Raw genomic sequence first — 19,987 nt, forward strand, 5'->3', positions numbered from 1 at the left:
AACCTTTAGGGCTGGGTGAATCAGTAAAAAAAGTTACTAGATTGCATGGTTCTCAATTTGTATAGCTGACCAGAAGGACTGGTATGAATTATAGCAAGCTATACAGAGATTCAGGAATACTTAGCTATCATTTCACATTCTATTTGTCAAGAAAACAAAATCCTAAACATCTAAATTAATATTTTGTAATCTTTAGGAAAAAAATCTTCAACAATAACTTGTCAAAAAGACTACAGTCAGTTAAAAATGGACACCGGAAACTTTAATGGGAATAGTGACTAGCGCCATAATCTTTGTGTAGTTACTGTAAAGTGTTACTAAAAATAAAAAAAGTCTTGAGGAGAGCGGCTAACAGATGCCAACAGTGTTTACTGAAATTAATAATGATACAAATGCGTCAAGGAATTTAGATTGCAATCAAAAAGGGGTTTGAATGGCTGGCATAATATCAGTTTCCCGCACGGATCTAGCCCAGCGTCGTAAAAAATTACGTCGGCAGCGGCAGATGAAAATTATTCAGGCTATTTGGCGAACCTTTGCTATTACTGGTTTGGCGGGTGGATTACTGTGGATGGCAGTCCAACCAGTGTGGATGCTAAAAGCTCCCAAGCAAATAGTGATGAAATCAGGCAATAAATTACTGTCGGATGAAACAACTCAGTCACTGTTGGTGTTATCTTACCCCCAGTCTTTGTGGCGGATTGAACCGTCGGCGATCGCTAACTCTCTGAAGAAACAACCAACTATTGCCCAAGCGATCGTGAGACGCCGCCTCTTTCCTCCTGGATTATTCATCGAAATTCAAGAACGAGTACCTGTAGCAGTAACTCAAACACGTGACAACAAAAAAGTAACTATTGGCTTACTAGATGCAAGTGGGGCCTGGATACCCTTAGAAAAATACACATCACTGAATCCCACTAGGAAATTACCAAATCTCAGAGTAATTGGTTCACCAAAACAATACTACCTCTACTGGACTCAACTTCATGAAGCTGTCAGCCAAAGTTCTGTGAAAGTGATGGAAGTTGATTGCCAAAATCCAACGAATTTAATTTTGAAAACAGAATTAGGAAATGTGCATCTCGGCGTTCCAGGCCCTCAGTTATCTGAACAAATCAAGCTACTCGCCCAAATGCGGCATTTAACAGCAAAATTCAATTCTGGTCAAATAGAGTATATTGATCTGAAAAATCCCGAATTCCCCTTAGTACAAATGAACCAAAAAGATCAAAAATCAACTCCTAAAATCCCTAAAAATATCTAGGGTGTTTAATGTATTGATAGCTCTTAGTAAATTAAGAAGCTTTATGCTGATAAATATATTTATTATTTTCAGTTTTCCCACAACCCTGACGAAAATCGGCATTAACTTCTAAAAAGACAGTTTACCGAGGTTGCAAACTGTAACAGAAAATGCCACCCAAAATTGCGTAAGCATTGCTTCTGGGCAATAAATTTAGACCATTCTGTACCGTAATTTTTATTAGGTGACGAAACCTCTTAGAAAATCTTGATTTATTGACTGTACTAGTGAGGGTTCTCGTAGGATAGACTATTGCTCCAACAAAGTGTCCATTAAGACCCCCCAGGCAACAAATTAATCAGGTATAGTCTGACAAGTAAATTCTTGCTTAGTTTAACTTAAGGATAAGTAAGTAAAAGGTAAATTTTGTGTCTAAAGTTGCAATTATCCCCAATGGTGAAACCTATTAACAATATTATTGAGGCAGAGAAGATACGCTGTAGTGTGTCTTTACAAGTTATGCCCTCCCCTGAGAATAATGAAGAGATTAATGTCTGGTTGAAGTTATACAGGTCACTTTTAGATAAATATAGGTATACTTCTCTAGAATTGGCTGTGCGATCGGCTGCCCTAAAAGCTTATCCCATAGCAAATTTTCGCACTACCAATTCTGTTAGGCTTGGCAGTAGTGAAAATAATAAAGAACAGTGCCATAGTATTGTGGCAGTGTCAAACTAAAGTTGACTCTTAGGTGAATAACACCTGAAAAAGTCGTTTATCTACCCTTTCACAAATCCAATGACACTTGATAATAACCAAGGACTTAACTATAAAAATTCCCAATCTACGGGACAGCCGGGATTCTCTCTGGCAGTTAACTCGACCAATCCCTTTAATAACTCTGGGCTGAACTTCGGACAAAATCACGATAATAAGAAGATTTCTGCGGAAAATAGCCGAATAGGTGAGATTGTTCCTGGTCGGGTGGCCAACATCAAAGTGATTGGTGTCGGTGGTGGTGGTGGCAATGCTGTTAACCGCATGATCGAGTCTGATGTTTCTGGGGTAGAGTTTTGGTCAATTAACACTGATGCCCAAGCTTTAACTCTGGCAGGCGCTCCAAGTCGATTGCAAATTGGACAGAAGCTAACGCGGGGTTTAGGAGCAGGCGGTAATCCTGCAATCGGTCAAAAGGCAGCTGAGGAATCACGGGACGAAATTGCTACAGCTTTGGAGGGTGCAGACTTAGTATTTATTACTGCTGGTATGGGTGGTGGTACTGGGACGGGTGCAGCCCCAATCGTGGCAGAAGTAGCTAAAGAAATGGGCGCTCTCACTGTTGGTGTTGTCACACGTCCATTTGTCTTTGAGGGACGCCGCCGCACTAGCCAAGCAGAACAAGGTATTGAAGGACTAAAAAGTAGAGTAGATACACTGATCATTATCCCCAACAACAAACTGCTGGAAGTGATCCCCGAACAAACACCTGTGCAAGAAGCTTTTCGTTATGCAGATGATGTGCTGCGTCAAGGGGTGCAAGGTATTTCTGATATCATCACGATCCCCGGTTTGGTAAACGTTGACTTTGCTGATGTTCGGGCTGTGATGGCAGATGCGGGATCGGCATTGATGGGAATTGGCGTTAGCTCTGGAAAATCTAGGGCTAGAGAAGCTGCGATCGCAGCTATTTCTTCACCGTTACTAGAATGTTCTATTGAAGGCGCAAGAGGGGTTGTATTTAATATTACTGGTGGTACTGACCTCACCTTGCATGAAGTGAATGCTGCCGCAGAAGCAATCTATGAAGTAGTTGATCCCAACGCCAATATTATTTTTGGGGCCGTAATTGATGACAGACTTCAAGGTGAGGTGAGAATTACTGTAATTGCCACTGGGTTTACAGGTGAAGTACAAGCTGCGGTACAACAAAGTGTGGCTAACGTTCGAGTAGCACCGAATGCCTCGAAGCGAACAACAACCCCGCAACCCGCAGTTAATCCCCCAACCTCAACTCCAAGTTCAACTCCAACTCCAACTCCAATTCCAGAACCAAAAGAAAAACCTGGATTGGATATACCTGATTTTCTGAGAAACCGACGTACACCAAGGAATTAAAAGATTTTGATTTGAGATTTTAGATTAACTAAGCAGTCTCAGGTCAGGCTGAACGCTGTATAAAATCTGCTACTTCCACCAGGGTTTTACCAAGGGCAGGGGTAAGCAATCTTTTGCCATCCCCAATTTTGCCAATTGGTAAAAAACTTGTCAACGCTACTTTATAGAATGAACTTGGGCAGGAGTCTGCTGATTCACATCGTCAGCTATACTTCTGGAACAAAAAAACCAGGAAGACCTGCCCAAATAGGAATGCGTAGGCGTAGCTAGTCGTAGACATTGATACATCTACCCATCGCGATCCATTAAACTTAATATCCGGTATAAGTAATATACTTACTCAAGGCAAGTTGCTTAGAGAACTTACTCACGCAAGTATCCAACGGAAGTCTGTTCAATCCATTGAATTACCTGATGACCAAGGAGAGTGCCATCTAGTCGGTCAATCTCACGAATTCCGGTGGGACTGGTGACGTTAACTTCAGTCAGGTAGCCACCGATAATGTCAATACCCACAAAGATTAAGCCGTCTTGGCGTAAGCGTTCGGCTAATTGGGTACAGATTTCATACTCTCTTGGCGTAATTTCGGTTTGAGCGACTGTACCACCAGTTGCCATATTATTACGAAAATCAGTTCCACTAGAGAGGCGATTGAGCGCACCAATCGGTTCGCCATTGAGCAGGATAATTCGCTTATCTCCCTCTTTTGCCTCTGGTAAATAGGTTTGTACCATTACTGGCACTCGGCCTTGGAGGGTACTGAGTTCGACAATGGAGTTAAAATTGCGATCGCCTGATTGCAAAAATAAAATTCCTTCCCCAGCTTTGTTACCTAGTGGTTTGAGAACCGTAGCCCCTTTTGCTTCCACAAATTGCCGGATAAACTCCTTATCAGCACTGACAATGGTTTCTGGAATCGCCTTAGTAAACTGGAGGGCATACATTTTTTCATTTGCCCCTCGGATGCCGCTCGGACTGTTAATTACCAGGGTTTTATTTTGGTCAATGTAATCGAGAATATAGGTGGCATAGAGGTAGGAATCATTGACTGGTGGATCTGTCCTCATAAATACGGCGTCCATTGTCTCTAAAGAAGTTAAGGAGGAATCGCTCAACTTATACCAAGGATTCACCGCTACCCAGCGTCTCTCCAGCAACTGCACTGGTACAACTTCAACTCGCTGTAGGAAAGCCCAAGCTTTGCCCTCCACCACACTCAGCAAATTTGCTTGAGTCACCCAGACTTCGTGTCCCAGGATTTGCGCTGCTTCAATTAAGGCAACACTGGTATCATGACACGGGTCAAGCAGATGGATAGGATCAATGATAAAAGCCAGTTTCACCCTTTATACCTCAATCACCAAGAAATTAAATGGTTATTCAACTATTATCTCTTGATGCTCTCACCAATTGACGTATATCTGTACTGCTCAGTAAAACCTGGAGAGTAAAATCTTGTAGACATATTCGCTTTTGTGGGAAAAGCTCTTAGACAAGAGATAGCGTGTTGTTTGTTTTAGAGTTGTAGCGACTGCCGTGTAATTTGCAGCGGCCGCTAGCGCACTTATAGAATCTAAACGCTATTGCTAGAAGTTAGTAGCTCATCCAGCTTGCCTTGACTATCTAAAGCATGGATATCATCACAACCACCAACATGATCATCATTAATGAAAATTTGCGGTAAAGAGCGGCGTCCATTTGCCCTTTGAGCCATTTTACTTCTGGCTGCTTCATCTCCATCAATGCTGTATTCGATAAATTCAACACCCTTGTTTTTCAGCAAACTTTTGGCACGGATACAAAACGGGCAAGTTCTCCAAGTGTAAATTTCTACTTTTGCAGCCATAAAGTCCTCAAATTGATTTCATGCTTCTTAATTTTAGAACTTTGCCACTGACTGTAGCTGCTTTATCCCGTTTTGACCTGATCTTTAAAAGTTGCTAAGTGGGTTTACGATGCTTGATGAAGGTGAGTTCACTAGAACCCCTATCATTCAAAAATCCCACAGCTATAACGGGTGGGAGTATGAAAAACTTAGTAATTATGATGTTTGAGTATCTATTTAATAAGTAAATTTTATAGTTTTAGGAGACACACCTGAATCCGACAAGGGATGCATCTAGTGTCTCCTAGTAAAGCTTCTAGGCGACTGTCATTGAAGCTGATACTAAAGGCTTTTTCTTCGCTATTCTCAGCGCACCCACAGCAAATAGACCAAGGGCAACTACTGTAGTAGGCTCAGGCACTTTTTTAGGTGGTGGTGGTGGGGGTGTATAGTAAGGGGCTTGTCCTTTGAGTTTACTGCTTCCGTTACGATTGCTTCCAGAACCAACACTCATTAGGCGCACTCCAAAGTTTTCCTGAGAAAACTGAGCCAACGTTAAAGCTTTTGAAGTATGGGATAGGGTAAAGATGGTAGATTGAATATCGCCTTTTCCTTGACCTATACCTTCTTGACCAATTTCTACACCAGCATCAAAGAAGTTCTTCTGGTTCCCGTTGCCGTTCAAATTGTTACTATTGCCGCCCACAGAGTCAACTGTTCCAGCAGGGCCAAATTTGCTAGCTGTTACATCTTTACCTACTACTTGAAGACCGCTAAGAAGTGAGTTATCTAAAATGTTAAAGAAAATACCTCGTATGTCAGCAATTTTGTTGCTACCAGTGGATAAATAATCTACTTTAAACTGAACTTTGCCAGACCCCGCTATTGAGTCATCTAAGGTAAACTTCACCTGAGTATCCGAACCTGTGAAGTCGTTGATAGTGAAATTCATCGAAGCGGCATTAGCAGGGGCAAAAGCAGAAGACGATATCACCACGGCAGTAGCAGCCAAAAACGCAGGTATTGTTGTGGTGGAAAATAGATGTTTCATGTTAATCAATGTTTGGAAAAGAAAATGGTAAGACTCAGTTGCTAATGATGGGAATTTGCTGCTTTCTATCCATGTAAAATCAGATGCACCCAGTGAAAAGTCTTTTACTACTCTAGATATTCAATTAGAAGTTGTCTATGATACCAGCCTTAGTTCAAAAAGACTTTATTTTTAGCTTCATACAAGAAAAAACCCAGTATTGCTACTGAGTTTTATTAACATTAAATATTGATGCAATTCTAGTATTTACCCACAGTCAACGGCATATTGGATCAGCTGGGCAAGGCGGTGACGTAGGGTTTCTAATCCCAAGCGCTGACTCGCAGAAATAAACACTGCTAGAGGGAATTCTTCCCTAGCTAGAGCCAGTGTCTCACTATTAGCCTGATCAATCTTGTTAAAAACAACCAGCGCAGGGCCAGGTGTTATTGGCATTTGTGCCAATATTTCTCTGACTGAGCGAATATGACGCAACCAAGCTGGGTGAGACAAATCCACCAAGTGTAGTAGGGCATCGGCTTCTGTAACTTCCTCTAGGGTGGCGCGGAAGGCATCCATTAGTGAGGCAGGCAGTTCGTGTATAAACCCTACTGTATCTGTAATCAGAATTTCCTGATGTTCATTTGTTTCGCCATAAGGAATCGCCAAACGGCGGGTGGTAGGATCGAGAGTAGCAAATAACTGGTCGGCTGTATAAACTTCTGCATTGGTGAGAGCATTCAGCAAAGTGGACTTACCAGCGTTGGTATATCCAACCAAAGCCACTGAAGGAACTTCCCGATGCTGCCGTCGCTGCCGTAACCGCGAACGATGGGCTTGTAACTGGTTCACTTCTTTTTGCAGTCGGGAAATGCGCTGCCCAATGGCACGGCGTTCAGTTTCCAATTTTGTTTCACCAGGGCCACGAGTCCCTATACCACCACCTAATCTGGACATGGTGCGACCTCTACCTGCTAGTCGCGGCTGCATGTATTCTAACTGTGCTAGTTCTACTTGCAACTTCCCGGCACGAGACTGGGCGCGTTGGGCAAAGATATCCAAAATTACTTCGGTGCGGTCAACCACCCGGATACCAATTTGCATTTCTAAGTTGCGGACTTGGGAGGGTGAGAGGTCGCGGTCGAAGACAACGAGATTAACCCCTAGTGTTTGAGCCGTTAGGGCAATTTCTTGCACCTTACCTTCGCCAACTACCGTTTGGGGATGAACGCGCGATCGCTTTTGTTGTATTGTCTGTAATACATCTCCGCCAGCGGTATCAACTAAACGTGCCAATTCTACTAGGGTGTCTTGGAATTGTAGGGGAGTCATCTCACTGGTCATCAGCCCCACAATCAGCACGCGATCGTGGTCAGCATCTACTTCCTGGGCGATAAATTCGCGCTGGAATTCCGCTTCCAGATTTTCTACCAAGTCTACTAAATCCTGGTCTGCCAGATCATCCAAGCTCAGAGGTGACGATATATTCCAACTTGGGGTTTGGATTTGTTTAGAGTGAGCGAAGCCGAATTGGCTTTCCTCTACTTTGACAGCAGCAGGACTAGGAATCAGGGTGCGAGAGTCTTGGGGTGTCAGATGAGCTAGATAAGCTTCTTTTACATACCCAGTCGCACCGCCTCCCCGCCGTGTGAATCCGGTTCCGGTAATATTTAGGACAACTAGGGCATCTAAGCGTTGCAGTGCCATAGCTGTGAGTGCCGCTTCGTTGGGCGGTTCTGGCTTGAGATGGGTGGCGATACAACGAATACCACTGAGTCGTTCTGCACCATAACGGGGCAATTCCATCGGTGGTATTTGCGTTTGACGCGGTGTGCCTACCCCGACGCGAATCACTTGTCCGCGACGGTTGATGTAAGCGCACACAGGCTGATTGACTTCTGTGCTAATTGCTGCCAGACGCTGGGAAAACTCAGGCGTGGTGATGCGATCGCCTGGTATGCGCTGGTGGTACAGTCGCTGTAGTTGCTTCAGCTGGCTGGACTTCAGACCTTGGAGATTTCCAAAAATAGTTTCTATAGGCGTTTATGACCAGTAAAATGGCCCCCCGAATCCTTATATGTCTATTTTACAACAGGGTTTAGGCTCCTATCTCTCTCTTTTGAGGGATGCGTTGTGAATTTGTTCACGGTGGGTATTTATTTGAGGCTATTTTGGTGGTGTAACTCACAAATTGAGTATATTACTTTCAAGCATTTGCTAAATCAGATATAAATTCCTCTTCTGTTAAATCAATCATCGTTACACCATACCCCTCTTCTGTCACTTTCCGGGAAAGTGATCGCTAGAAGCCTCATGAGGCAATCAATACAAGCTATACTATTAGAAAAAAATAGGACTTGTATTTGTTATTAGAAAATAATCGCGCAATCGCTTGTTATACAAAAGCTCTAGATTTTAGAAAAGGCAAATGTTTTCGGAGAGTGACAGAAGAGGGATACAGCACTTGCGTCTGTTATGAGGTACAATAAATTAAAATATAAATACCTCTAAATGAAGTCATACTCTGTCGATCTTCGAGAAAAAATAGTTGCAGCACATCTTCAAAAAAATATCTCAATCAGAAAAGTAGCTAACATATTTTCCGTCTCAAAAAGTTTAGTTCAAAAGCTTGTAAAACAACAAAAACTTGAAGGAAATTTACAATCCAAGCCGCGAGGAAAGCCACAATTTAGTCATCTAACAAATGCTGACATAGAGTTGAGAGAATTAGTTGAATCATATCCAGATGCAACATTGATAGAGTTGTGTGAATTATTTGCAGACAAGACTGGTAATTGGGTAGGTCAAAGTGCAATGTGTCGGGCGTTACAGAAATTAGGATTAAATCGTAAAAAAAAACGAAGCGGAGTACCCAAGCTCTTACTGAGAGAGTCCTGCATTTAAGATTAGATTATTGGGAAAAGGTCAAAAAATATAGAGCCAGAAAATTTAGTATTTTTTGGATGAAACTGGTGTCCTACTTGGGTTAGCGAGGACTCATGCCCGTTCACAAATGGGAACAAGAGCTTACTCTCTTAACCCCCTTCTATAGAGGCTCAAAAGTTACAGTAATTGGAGCAATTAGTCTTAAAAAAGTAGTTGCATTAATGACAATGAATGGTTCAATGGATGGCATTGCATTTGAATTATTTATTGAGAAGTTTTTAGTACCACATTTATGGTCAGGAGCAGTAGTGGTGATGGATAATTTATCCGCACATAAACTAGATTCAATTGTGCCAATGATTGAAGCTGTAGGTGCGAAAGTTATTTGTTTATCCTCATACTCCCCCGATTTTAATCCAATTGAATTATGGTGGTCACAACTTAAATCTTTTTTACGCAATTTTGCTCCAACTACAACAGAAATGGTTGATAAACTAATCTCAGTTGCACTCGACTTAATAAATCCTCAACATTTAAGAAACTGGTTTGCTAGTTGCTGCTACTGTACCTCATAACAGCCGTAGGTGCTGTAACGGTGTAAATTAAGTAAAAAAGTTATTCTATTTATACCTGCTAACTGTGCAGCTAAACCAGAAGAAATGCGTTTCATTTCAAATAGTTTAACTGCCATTGCCATTTTTGCTTCTTGTTCAAACTGTTCTTGCATTTGCTGTAAAGCATCTGGTAAAGTTTCTGGATAGTCAATTTTAAGTTGTGACATAATTTTTATCAAGATAATCGCATTTAATTTTCAGTCGTCATAAAGTCCTTCATCTTCCGGTGCGTAGCCATTAAAAAAAGCCTGATGGCTGCGGGTGCTTTCGGGTTCTTCTATATAGATTATGTTGTCATTCTCGGTTTCCCAGTCTTCAACATCTAAAACTGAGAATTCTGTTAATTCAGGGTCGTTTAAAAAATCTTCGGCTGTAGCGGCTATCAAAGGTTCTAGTATTTTGTGACGTTCTGCCAAAGATAGGCTAGCGATTTCTTTGAGAGATAGCTGTTTTTGCTCTTGGGCGTTGTCTGACATTGTATTTATGTTCTTGAAGATCGGTTTTCTTTATATTTAGTAATGTATCTATCGGTATTGCTTTTAGTTTACTTTATTATTTAATCTGAAATGTAACAGTGATCGCTACTAAGAAATTACTCAATATTAACTAAATAGTAGACACTGTTAGTAAGTTTTTTGAATCAACGTCTCAAAACCATCAACTTTAACAAAATTTTAAAAAAATTAATTAGTTTGGGTAACATTTTTACTACTATTAATAGTAATTTGCATATTTGGAATATAATAATTTTGATATAATTAGTTTTGTAGAAATTAGGGTCGTTTTTCACAGCTTGAGCAAAGGAGTTGATTGCTTCTTGATAATATCCTAACTTCCGTAGTACATGGCTACTTTCGTACCAAGCTTCGTGTGAAGTAGGTTTAATTTTCAAGGCTTGGTTGTAGGATGCGATCGCTTCTCTATAACGTCCTAACTTCCCTAGTATAATGCCTTGGCAGTACCAATCATCGTAGTTATTAGGTTTGATTTTCGCAGCTCGCTCATAAAATATGAGTACGTCTTCATAGCGTCCTAAATTCCGTAGTACAATACCCTTGTAGTACCAAGCTAATAGAAAATTAGGTTTAATTTTCACAGCTTGGTCGTAGGACACAAGCGCTTCTTCAAATTGCCCTAATCTCTCTAGCGATAAGCCCCGAGAATACCAAGCTCTGTAAAAATTAGGTTTAATTTTCAAAACTTGCTCCAAGGATACTAATGCTTTTTTATAGTTTCCCAAACTCATTAGAGCTAAGGCTCGATAGTACCAGGCTTCGTAGGAATTAGGTTTAATTTTCACTGCTTGCAAATAGGATTTTGCTGCCTCTTGATGGCTTCCTAAATTTTGTAACGCAAAGCCGCGATAAAACCAAGCTTCGCAGGAATCAGAGTTGATTTGCAAAGCTTTTTTATAGTTAATAATTGCTTCTTCATAACGAGCAAAAAATATAAAAACATAAGCTCTTTCTTGCCAAAGTTTGTAGAAATCTGGCTGAATTATTAGAGCTTTATTATAATATGCAAGCGCTGCCTCATATTCATTAATAGTAACTAATAATTTTCCGAGTTCAAGTAGTAAAATAGATTTTCGAGTTTCAGTCTGAAATTTTGGTTGTAGCAGGTCTTGAATTTCCAGAAGTTTCTCTATTTTTTGTTCCAAATTGAGTTCCTCATATTCTTCATCCTCTCCTTCATAAAGTATACGATATGATTCTTCAATTACCACCTCTGGTGTTGTGGGTAATTCAAACACCCCAGAACGCCAATCAAAAAAATCTGGAGCGCGATGAATAAAATAGCTAATTGAAAATGAACGCAGAAGAAAAACAAAGGTGATCGGGAAATCATCTCTAAAGCGTTCTCGCTGCTGGTTTAAATGATTTAAAATATGCGGTACACTGGTTAAATTACTAAATTGTCCTTCGGTAATTTCCCCAAAATTTCTTTTCTCATATTTATATAAAGAATATTCCAAACCTTTAATTAATAAAATATCAATTTGCTTGTCTTTAACAAACTCTGCTACTGGTTGATATAAATTATCAATCGCCTCAACCAAGCGCAAAACTGCAATCTTCTTCTGCGGAATCTCCTGGGGAAGTTTGACAATAAACTTGTCTGCTTCCCCAGGTGTACATTGGACAAAAAACAAACCAAATCCTGATTTCCGCTTCAGTGCGCGAAGTAAGTCTTGATAAGCTTCTTCTGGTTCTGGGGGTAAATCATCATCCCAATCACTTAAATTTGGATTCATGAAAGTTTCGCTACGGCTTCTTTAAATTCTGGAATTCCTTGAATCAATGGATGAATATCATACCAACGCTGCATCTCTCCATCATCATCCAAATAGCGGTATTCTAAAAGACACCGGTTATACATCAAACTCCGATACAAGTCATCATTAATAATGCGCTTAGAACAAGACACTTCCGCTAACAGACACCATTGATGATTTTCCACAGCGCGGCGATAAGTATCTCTGGCTTGAGTAATTGCTCGTCGCACCGCCTTTTCTGAAACAGGTAACTCCTCACTACGTCCAATGGCATCTTGAGTTAACAATAACAAATTCCTCACATGACCTCCACTCATTAAACAAAGTCTGTCTAAGGTTTGGGGACTGTCGAAAATTTCCGTTTCTAGTGATAGTTCGGGGGCAATTTGCCGGACTCGCTTCTTAATGACTTCCTTAACTTTCTTGAGTCCTGGCTGATAAATGTCTCCTTTGAGAGTGTTTACCATAATCATCGGCAAAATTTGGGGGTCGCCGTAGATGTCTCTGAGGTCTGTTGCCCTGGTAGAATAGACCATTGAAGTGGGGACAGTGTAAATCAAATGGCAATCTAAAGCTTGGAGTTGTTCGCTACGGTCTAAAAAGACTTCCTCATAGTTTGTGCGCCCGTCGCCATCTTTAACTAACACCATCCGGTCTAAATTATCGACAATTACCGCCAGTTTATTGTAGCCATTAGGTAAGTGCTGTTTTGCATCCACCAGAAACTCATTTAACACCTGAATTAAAGTGACAGTGTGAGGATCAATTTTTTGGCGAATCTTCTGGCGTAATTCAGGAACAGCTCTTAAATTTGCGGTCAACTTGGCAAATTGAGCAAGCTGCACTTCTACAGCCATCTTCTCAAACTCTATGGGAGTCAGCGCCAAATCTTTTAAATCTACCCAACGATCTTTCAACCAGTCGAGTATCGGACGAGGACTAGCAATTCCTTTTAAATCTTTGAGCAAACGGCGGGTACAGGCGAGGAGAATATCTGTATATTGGGCATCTTCAGAATCGATATCTTCTTCATCAGCCGCAAAATAGACAACATAAAATTTCCGATTTTCTAAATACTTCTTTAACCTGAGTAATTCTGTAGACTTCCCCGCACCCCGATGACCAGAATACAATTGGCAAGTATTTGTATTTGCCAATTGCATCCGATTTCCCAATTCTTGCAAAATATCGGCATCTCCCCGCACATCCTGACAATCTACATATTTTGGATCACCTGCGGGTAAGGGTTCAAAGGGGTTAAAGGCGTTGTAGAGATTTGCGAGTAAGTCAGTACTATTAGGCATAGGTAAAAAATATAGCAATGATGCTCATAATAATTGAGATCATACAGAATTGAAGTAGATGAATCCAGTTCAAATACTCGTTAACGGAGTTCAGAGGTAAGCTACGCTTTGTCTCCCCTCCCCTTGCTAAGGCTACCGTGTATACATAAGTCGAAAATTCTCTACCCACATTGTTGTCAGAGTGAAACTGTCACACTCACCGACATCCCGCCCAGAACTTCAGTTCTGGGCTGATAGCTAAAGTCCACTAAGCGTGGACTGAATTAATCATTTAGTCCACGCTTAGTGGACTTCAGCTATGAGACTCGGAATTCATTCCGAGGCGGGATAGAAACGCAGTGCGAGATTTATTAATGATATGGCTGCGGCAAGACTTGTGTATACACCGTAGCCTTGCTAAGGGGAGGGGTTGGGGGTGGGGTATTAGGGACTTTTGCAAGAGGTCTAGTTTTTCGCCAGTGCTTCACTGCTGTTTGCAATTCCTCAGACAACCAGCTATCAAATTGCGGATAAATCGGTAAACGCGCCACCAATTCCCACCCAGCAGGTTGTAAAATATTTCTCAAAGCCTGTTCCTGAATATGGGGATAATCAGGATTCACTTCATCTGTTGGCCCAATTCCGCCCAAGTCTCTAGCACCAGCTTCGATACAAGCGAGTAACCATCGGTCATCTTTAACTAAATTCGGCGGGATTTGAATAGTAATATCTGGCGGTAAAATCTCACGCGCTTTAGCAATTACTTCTGGTAACTGATGAGGATCAAAAGGTGGTGCATCAAAAGTTTGCTGATGTCCTGGACTATGAGGTTGCAGGATGACTTCTTGAATGTGATGGTAACGTTGGTGCAATTCAGATATAGCTTCCAAGGTTTCCCACCAATCATCTACAGTTTCCCCAATTCCCAATAGTAACCCCGTTGTAAAGGGAATCTGCAACTCTCCCGCCCATTGCAATTGTTGTAAACGCACTTCAGGTAATTTACTCGGTGCGTGCCGATGTACACTATTTAACAATGTTGGCGTTAACTGTTCCAACATCAGCCCCATCGAAACATTTACACGCTTGAGTTTTTGCATTTCTTCAAAACTCAGTGGCCCCGCATTTGTGTGAGGTAAAAACCCCATTGAAAGCGCTAATTCACACAAATCATAAATCCGCTCAAACCACGCCTGACGCTTTGGTGAATGTGGATGCACTTCACCGCTAAGTATGAGAATTTCACAGACTTTTTCGTTTTGAAGTGGTTTTAAAATACTGTCTGCATCTGAAAGACTCATCCAGGGACTTTTACCCAGTTCACTGCGAAAGTTGCAGTAACTACACTGATTAAAGCACTCGTAAGTGGGAACGATTGTATAAGCAGGGCTATAAGTGACAAGATGAGAATTATTAATTGGCATAAGCAGAATAAATTTGCTCTTAGTAAGCAGCCCCAGATTTATTTTAAGGTCTGGAGACACTGACTACAAACCTTTAATTATTAACGCCCACTTATTTATTAGAAAAACAAGAACTATTTTGCTTTGTAAATTTCTGGTAACTGCCACCAAGGAATATGAGGATATTCGTGATGCTCCTCGTGGTAGCCGAAATGATAGCACGTAATAAATGACCACCAAATTGGACGGTTAATCGTTTGGGCACAATGAGGATGAATATAACCTCCAATAGGTTCACTATGTGGGAGGAAAGTACCAAAATAAAATAATTGCAATGAACTTAAAAGCGAAGGCAACACCCAAAAGTAACTTAGATTATCACTGGGTATATGAAGTATATATTTAGCAAAGTTATAAATCAGGGTTAGGGCAATTATTTGTCCCCAACTCCAGTAACCTTTCATAAAATATAAATACCAAGCAAAGAAGTTTTTGTAGTTACCATTATGAAAATCTGGATCTATTTGAGTTGCTGGATTGTGGTGGTGTAACCAATGCTTTTTCAATAATTTTTTATATGGTAAAAGTCCATAAAAAGATAAAGTTAATGTCCCAATAATATGATTAATTTTGCTGTTCTGAGGAAACACTACCCCGTGCATAGCATCATGAGATGTAATAAATAATCCTGTATATAAAAATGTTTGCCAAAGTATGCTGGGAACTAGCATCCAAAATTGTAATTTTGAGATGTCAAGGGAGAGTAATAAACTCAGACTAATTACCCATACGCTAACAATGACAATAGCAATGAAAAGCCCTTTAAACTGAGATTTGCTTTTCACTACTGGGGTCAGCTTTGATTGATGACTGGGTGGTTGTTCAACTTGAATCACGCTTTTACTCCGCCTAGTATTCAGGTGAAAATTCCTAAAATATAGTCACCACAAAAAGCACTAACCACCAGCCAGAAAACTCTATTAGTGGTCAGTGTCTTGAATTGGATAGTGCCAATACTTTAAAATGTTTATAAATATTAAGATACTTTAACTATTATTACACATACAACCGCTAAACCAACAACTGTTTTTGGTTTAGAGGTTAGTTTGTGTAAGTCCTAATACTTATAGATGTAGTGACTAAAGTAACTAGTGTTTTGAGTATGGGACTTTCTAAACAGCCAAATCCTGCGAAAAAGACGGTAACATAATTTGCGCGAAGAGGAAGAGATGAAGTTGAGTAATTCCCGCATGACGCCGTAGCCGTTGAGATCCTGAGCTAATGTAAGCTAGAAGCTGAATTATCGCCAAGTGATCGCTCCAAAGTTCAGACTATAGGACTCATATTTTCAAAAATCAAATATGAGTCCTATAAGAATTAAATCCCAACTCTAAAGCATTACTATCTTTGACAAGGATTAGATTTTTAAAATTCTCAGAAAATACTTTGAAATTAGCTCAATAGTATTTCAGATGCCAAAAAAATCTAACAAAAGTTAGAGGTTTTATGACTCGCACTCGCGTTTAGTCACATAGTGGCGGTAACGAAACATCGCTTCCAGTTGCGCTTGCACTAGCCAACCACTGACAAATTCAACTGTTCCTCCACCAGGCATAGAGAAGGAAATAGCATCAGTTAATCTGGTTTTGCCATTTTCTGGTTCAAATTCATGTCGATGTACCCAATACTCGAAAGGGCCAGATATTTGTTCGTCGGTAAACAGGCGATATTGTTCACATTCAGTATGACGCGCTAACCAAGTTAAGGGTAATGGGCCGAGAAACAAGCGAAATTCGGTGATAGCGCCTACGTTCAGCCCTCCTTCACGACGAACCACTTGGACTGGCTGCCAAGGTGGATTCAACAGTTGCAAAATATCTGGCCTTTCGTGAAATTTCCAAACTACTTCTGGTGAGGCGTTAATGATTGAGGAATGTTTAAAGTGCAGCATGGAAAGAAAAACCTAAAATTCAACTTTCGGATTCGGTATCAATTTCGATATCTAGGGTATCTTCATCAACCCGCACATACAAAATATTTGGGTTACAACAAACTTGACAATCTTCAACGTAAGATTGCTGTCCTCCAGCACTCAAATCAATAAAAGTTAAGTTCGGTTCGCCGCAATAGGCGCAGTAATACTCAGCTGTGTTTTGCATCAAGTTTTCAGCTATGAATTCAATGGCTGTAATTCTTTTGGGGATGGATTGATATAACTTTTAGCATCAGCCAAATGCTTTAGTAGTGTAGACTGTGGCAGAGGCCCTTGCAAGTGGCTCCAGGGTAATACTTGTTCTGTTGACCATTCGGCGTGGACATAAAAATCTAAGTCGGGGATTTGTCCTTTGAGTTGCTTGAAAGCACGTTTGTAGCTACCCAAGGAATCGCCAAAGTCACGAGTAAGTTCAAGAAGTTGGGAGAGTCTGCGATCGCCTCTCGATAACAAAGCCTGTATAATCGACCAATTATAGCTTTCTGGGCGAAATTCTATCCCCTGTGGTTTTAGCTGTTTTTGCAAAAACTGCAACCGCTTTTCTGCTTGGCGATTTACCCCAAACCATTGAAACGGCGTATGTGCTTTGGGTACAAAGGTGCTGCATCCGTATGTTAAGCGCAATCCCGGTGCAGCTTTTTTGATATTACGCATCATCACTATGGTTTGTTCTAAATCTTCTGCCTCTTCACCAGGAATTCCTGCCATTCCGTAGAGTTTCAAGCTTTTTAATCCGCCAGCTTTGGCATTTATCGCTGCTTGAATAATTTCGTCGTTATGCAGCTTTTTATTGACGATTTGGCGGATTTTCTCAGAACCACTCTCTACTGCAATGGTAAGCGATCGCGTGTCTCGTTTCGTCAAAGTTTCGGCTAACTGGACTGTTACAGTATTAGTTCGCACTGAGGCAATACTTAGACGAACATCATCATACTTTGGCTGACTAATATAATCTAGCAAAGTCTCAAATTCTGGATGCTGAGTGACTGAAGCCCCTAATAATCCTAGCCGATTTGTGACTTCTAAACCTTTTGCGATCGCTGGAATTAATGAATCTTCCAGACTGGCTGTTCTAAAAGGCAGTGTGAGATAACTCGCCAAACAAAAGCGGCACATTTCTGGACAACTTCTCACCACTTCCACCATGTAGATATTTTCCCATGCGGCTTTTTCAGTGACTACAGTCGATGCCGATAGAGTATTTCCCCGATAAGTTTGCTTTTGCACCACTGCGGGAGTTTCGGGAGAAATCGGTTTAATTGACTTTACTTCACCATCTCTTGTGTGATATTCCACCTCATATAAACTGGGTACATAAATTCCTGGTATTTGTGCAAGTCTTTTTAGTTGAGTTTGTCTTGAGGCATTTCTGACTTCTTTGTAAGCCTCAATAAAATTCCCTAACAGGGTTTCGCCATCCCCCAGTAAAACGACATCAAAAAAATCTGCAAAAGGTTCGGGGTTAGCCGTGAGAACGGGGCCACCACCAAAAATTATCGGATGAGAATCATCACGAGAGGTTGCCCGAATGGGAATTTCTAAAGATTCCAGCAAATTTAAAATATTCACATAATCCAGTTCCCACGAAATCGAAAATCCCACAATTTCCGGCCTTCTGGGAAGTTGTTCGTGAATATCGGTAAATAGGCGACTCACCTGCACATCATCACGCATTGCAAAAGTTGCCCACACTACTTGATAACCAAGGCTAGTTATACCTACGCTGTACTCGTTGGGAAAGGCGAAGATTATGGGGATAGCGTTGGTGTCTGGGGTGGTGGGTGTAAATAGAAGGCGTTCAGAGTCAAATACAGATGATGTCACAGGTGTTTTTTAGAGGCAAGTTTATCTATATTTAATTTTAAGCCATAGAATAATTAAGTTAAAAATCAATGTTACGGCGTTAGCAAGAATAATAGGCAAGGATTGTAAATAAATTCCATAGATTAGCCACAAAAAAATACCAGTTATGAATGTAATCAACGTCACCAAAGAAACATCTTTAGCTGATTTTGTTTGCCAAGTTTTAAACATCTGTGGCAAAAAAGAAATTGTGGTTATTGTGGCGGCAGCTAATCCTAGAACTGTCAGAAAATCCATATTTAATTATTTTAATTATTTATATCAAGTTGCCATATCATACATCAGCGATCGCCCTTGCCTGCTTAACGCAACGCTATACTAGACATTTTACACTGTTGAGCGATCGCTACAACAGCTTAACAACAAGATTAGCGACTTATTGAATAAGTCGCTAATCTAAAAATGTATCACGGTCTTAGCAAGAATAATCGGTGAAAATTGTAATTTATGTATATTAACCACCAAAAAAGACCGATTATAAATGCAATTAGCATGACAAAATAAAATTCATTAAAGGATATGTGATAAACACTAGCAAAATCGATGAATTAATTCTTCACGAGACAACTGCAACAGTAAAGGCGTAAACTCTTCTGGCGCTAACGATAATAAAGGTTCAATAATTGCTTGAAGCTCATTATCTATTTCACCAAAGCGAACTTTGAGCAAGTTTTCCACTACTAAGCGTTCTCCCTGCTGAATTCCTGTTTGGAGTCCTGTTTGGAGTCCCCGTTGTTCTCCTTCTTGTATCGCCTGTTCTCGGTCTTGTTGGTAAAGTGGTGCTAATCGCATAAGTAATTCCCTATCTTCCTCGTCTTGATTTTGAGTGACTTGTAAGTTTTGTTGCAAGTTGTACAGCAATTCTAACGCTGCTTTTCGGAAAGGATTATCAGGAGTAAGTGCTTCTAGTTCGTCAATTGCTTGCTTTTGAACGTTTCCCTTACCGATGATTCTCAGCCATAAGGTTTCTGAGATAGATGGCAACTGATGAATTGTTACTATCGCGGTACGCAAATATTCTGGCATGAAGTATATTCCAGGCAGGTAGTCATCTTTTGGGTTAGCACCAAATCCTGATAAGAGTTGCGCTGATGCTGTGGGGGTAAGAATCCATAATTTTGGTAAATCAGATTCTAGAATACGAGTTTTATTCCGATTTGCTTGTCGTTGTAAATCACCACGCACCTCTAATAATTTTAAGAGACAATCGCAAATTTCTGTAGCTGAGGCTGCGTTACGAAAGGGTTCAAGTAGAGAAGGGGTAGTGACAATTTGACCTAATAATCCGAGTGTTCTTGGTATGTCTCTTGGTTGTGGTTTGGGAATGAAATAAACATCAATCTGTCTAACTTCTCCTGCGACTCGTCTAGCTGCTTGGATTTCGCCGTAAGGAGTGAGTAATTGTTCGAGGTAGTCTTTGGCAAATTGGTCATGGATGAATCTAGTCATGTTG

22 protein-coding genes are annotated in these 19,987 nt (G+C 40.7%); 7 read left to right on the top strand and 15 right to left on the bottom strand.

Features of this window, described 5'->3' with window-relative positions; translation table 11 throughout:
• The first annotated feature begins 433 nt into the window (after nt 1-433).
• The 3 genes from HUN01_RS17750 to ftsZ all read left to right on the top strand — a co-directional run bounded on the left by HUN01_RS17750 (nt 434) and on the right by ftsZ (nt 3,361).
• Nucleotides 434-1,267, top strand: coding sequence for a cell division protein FtsQ/DivIB (locus tag HUN01_RS17750; protein WP_181932362.1), 834 nt, complete (start codon nt 434-436; stop codon nt 1,265-1,267).
• A 432-nt stretch (nt 1,268-1,699) separates the two neighbouring features.
• Nucleotides 1,700-1,984 (top strand): hypothetical protein, encoded by a 285-nt coding sequence (locus tag HUN01_RS17755; protein WP_238846307.1) that lies wholly within the window; start codon nt 1,700-1,702, stop codon nt 1,982-1,984.
• A 60-nt stretch (nt 1,985-2,044) separates the two neighbouring features.
• Complete coding sequence (gene ftsZ, locus HUN01_RS17760; protein WP_181932363.1) at nt 2,045-3,361, top strand: cell division protein FtsZ; 1,317 nt, start codon at nt 2,045-2,047, stop codon at nt 3,359-3,361.
• A 363-nt stretch (nt 3,362-3,724) separates the two neighbouring features.
• Here the strand turns inward: ftsZ and gshB are convergent, their stop codons facing one another.
• The 4 genes from gshB to hflX form a co-directional block, all read right to left on the bottom strand.
• On the bottom strand, nt 3,725-4,705 hold the full coding sequence (gene gshB / locus HUN01_RS17765) for a glutathione synthase (protein ID WP_181932364.1): 981 nt from the start codon (nt 4,703-4,705) through the stop codon (nt 3,725-3,727).
• Nucleotides 4,706-4,935: 230 nt separating this feature from the next.
• Nucleotides 4,936-5,208 (bottom strand): glutaredoxin 3, encoded by a 273-nt coding sequence (gene grxC, locus HUN01_RS17770; protein ID WP_181932365.1) that lies wholly within the window; start codon nt 5,206-5,208, stop codon nt 4,936-4,938.
• A gap of 295 nt (nt 5,209-5,503) precedes the next feature.
• On the bottom strand, nt 5,504-6,238 hold the full coding sequence (locus tag HUN01_RS17775; protein ID WP_181932366.1) for a PEP-CTERM sorting domain-containing protein: 735 nt from the start codon (nt 6,236-6,238) through the stop codon (nt 5,504-5,506).
• A gap of 246 nt (nt 6,239-6,484) precedes the next feature.
• Entirely contained in the window at nt 6,485-8,101 is a 1,617-nt protein-coding gene (gene hflX, locus HUN01_RS17780) for a GTPase HflX (RefSeq protein ID WP_238846309.1), read from the bottom strand.
• Nucleotides 8,102-8,108: 7 nt separating this feature from the next.
• On the opposite strand from hflX, the gene HUN01_RS35445 reads away from it, so the two are divergent.
• The 3 genes from HUN01_RS35445 (at nt 8,109) to HUN01_RS17790 (ending at nt 9,678) form a co-directional block, all read left to right on the top strand.
• Nucleotides 8,109-8,273 (top strand): hypothetical protein, encoded by a 165-nt coding sequence (locus HUN01_RS35445; RefSeq protein ID WP_238846311.1) that lies wholly within the window; start codon nt 8,109-8,111, stop codon nt 8,271-8,273.
• A gap of 455 nt (nt 8,274-8,728) precedes the next feature.
• A complete protein-coding gene (locus HUN01_RS17785; RefSeq protein ID WP_181927396.1) occupies nt 8,729-9,121 on the top strand; it encodes a helix-turn-helix domain-containing protein in 393 nt (130 codons plus the stop codon).
• A 95-nt stretch (nt 9,122-9,216) separates the two neighbouring features.
• Nucleotides 9,217-9,678, top strand: a complete 462-nt coding sequence (locus HUN01_RS17790; RefSeq protein ID WP_181932367.1) for a transposase — start codon at nt 9,217-9,219, stop codon at nt 9,676-9,678.
• On the opposite strand, the gene HUN01_RS17795 is transcribed toward HUN01_RS17790, so the two are convergent.
• From HUN01_RS17795 to HUN01_RS17840, 10 genes are all read right to left on the bottom strand, one after another.
• Nucleotides 9,663-9,887: a UPF0175 family protein gene (locus HUN01_RS17795; protein ID WP_181932725.1), complete on the bottom strand. Its 225-nt coding sequence runs from the start codon at nt 9,885-9,887 to the stop codon at nt 9,663-9,665. The genes HUN01_RS17790 and HUN01_RS17795 overlap by 16 nt on opposite strands.
• A 27-nt stretch (nt 9,888-9,914) precedes the next feature.
• Nucleotides 9,915-10,193 (bottom strand): hypothetical protein, encoded by a 279-nt coding sequence (locus HUN01_RS17800; protein ID WP_181932974.1) that lies wholly within the window; start codon nt 10,191-10,193, stop codon nt 9,915-9,917.
• 164 nt (nt 10,194-10,357) lie between these two features.
• The gene (locus HUN01_RS17805) at nt 10,358-11,971 is read right to left on the bottom strand and encodes a tetratricopeptide repeat protein (protein ID WP_181932368.1); all 1,614 of its coding nucleotides are present in this window, start codon (nt 11,969-11,971) and stop codon (nt 10,358-10,360) included.
• On the bottom strand, nt 11,968-13,296 hold the full coding sequence (locus HUN01_RS17810) for a P-loop NTPase family protein (protein ID WP_181932369.1): 1,329 nt from the start codon (nt 13,294-13,296) through the stop codon (nt 11,968-11,970). The genes HUN01_RS17805 and HUN01_RS17810 overlap by 4 nt, the downstream gene beginning before the upstream one ends.
• A gap of 350 nt (nt 13,297-13,646) precedes the next feature.
• Complete coding sequence (gene cofG / locus HUN01_RS17815; protein ID WP_238846313.1) at nt 13,647-14,699, bottom strand: 7,8-didemethyl-8-hydroxy-5-deazariboflavin synthase subunit CofG; 1,053 nt, start codon at nt 14,697-14,699, stop codon at nt 13,647-13,649.
• 113 nt (nt 14,700-14,812) lie between these two features.
• Nucleotides 14,813-15,574, bottom strand: a complete 762-nt coding sequence (gene crtW, locus HUN01_RS17820; RefSeq protein WP_181932370.1) for a beta-carotene ketolase CrtW — start codon at nt 15,572-15,574, stop codon at nt 14,813-14,815.
• Between the two features lie 608 nt (nt 15,575-16,182).
• Complete coding sequence (locus HUN01_RS17825) at nt 16,183-16,629, bottom strand: SRPBCC family protein (RefSeq protein ID WP_181932371.1); 447 nt, start codon at nt 16,627-16,629, stop codon at nt 16,183-16,185.
• A gap of 19 nt (nt 16,630-16,648) precedes the next feature.
• The gene (locus tag HUN01_RS17830) at nt 16,649-16,837 is read right to left on the bottom strand and encodes a CPXCG motif-containing cysteine-rich protein (RefSeq protein ID WP_012411100.1); all 189 of its coding nucleotides are present in this window, start codon (nt 16,835-16,837) and stop codon (nt 16,649-16,651) included.
• 11 nt (nt 16,838-16,848) lie between these two features.
• A complete protein-coding gene (locus tag HUN01_RS17835) occupies nt 16,849-18,495 on the bottom strand; it encodes a B12-binding domain-containing radical SAM protein (protein ID WP_181932372.1) in 1,647 nt (548 codons plus the stop codon).
• Nucleotides 18,496-18,516: 21 nt separating this feature from the next.
• A complete protein-coding gene (locus HUN01_RS17840; RefSeq protein ID WP_181932373.1) occupies nt 18,517-18,771 on the bottom strand; it encodes a SemiSWEET transporter in 255 nt (84 codons plus the stop codon).
• Between HUN01_RS17840 and HUN01_RS17845 the strand changes: the two genes are divergently transcribed.
• Nucleotides 18,708-18,917 carry a hypothetical protein gene (locus HUN01_RS17845; protein ID WP_181932975.1) on the top strand — a complete coding sequence of 70 codons (210 nt, stop codon included), beginning with the start codon at nt 18,708-18,710 and terminating at the stop codon, nt 18,915-18,917. The genes HUN01_RS17840 and HUN01_RS17845 overlap by 64 nt on opposite strands.
• Nucleotides 18,918-19,065: 148 nt before the next feature.
• Here HUN01_RS17845 and HUN01_RS17850 read toward each other — a convergent pair whose 3' ends face one another.
• Nucleotides 19,066-19,983, bottom strand: a complete 918-nt coding sequence (locus HUN01_RS17850; RefSeq protein WP_181932374.1) for an RpnC/YadD family protein — start codon at nt 19,981-19,983, stop codon at nt 19,066-19,068.
• Between the last annotated feature and the right edge of the window lie 4 nt (nt 19,984-19,987).

Origin of the sequence: Nostoc edaphicum CCNP1411 (genome assembly GCF_014023275.1) — a bacterium.
GTDB lineage: Bacteria > Cyanobacteriota > Cyanobacteriia > Cyanobacteriales > Nostocaceae > Nostoc > Nostoc edaphicum_A.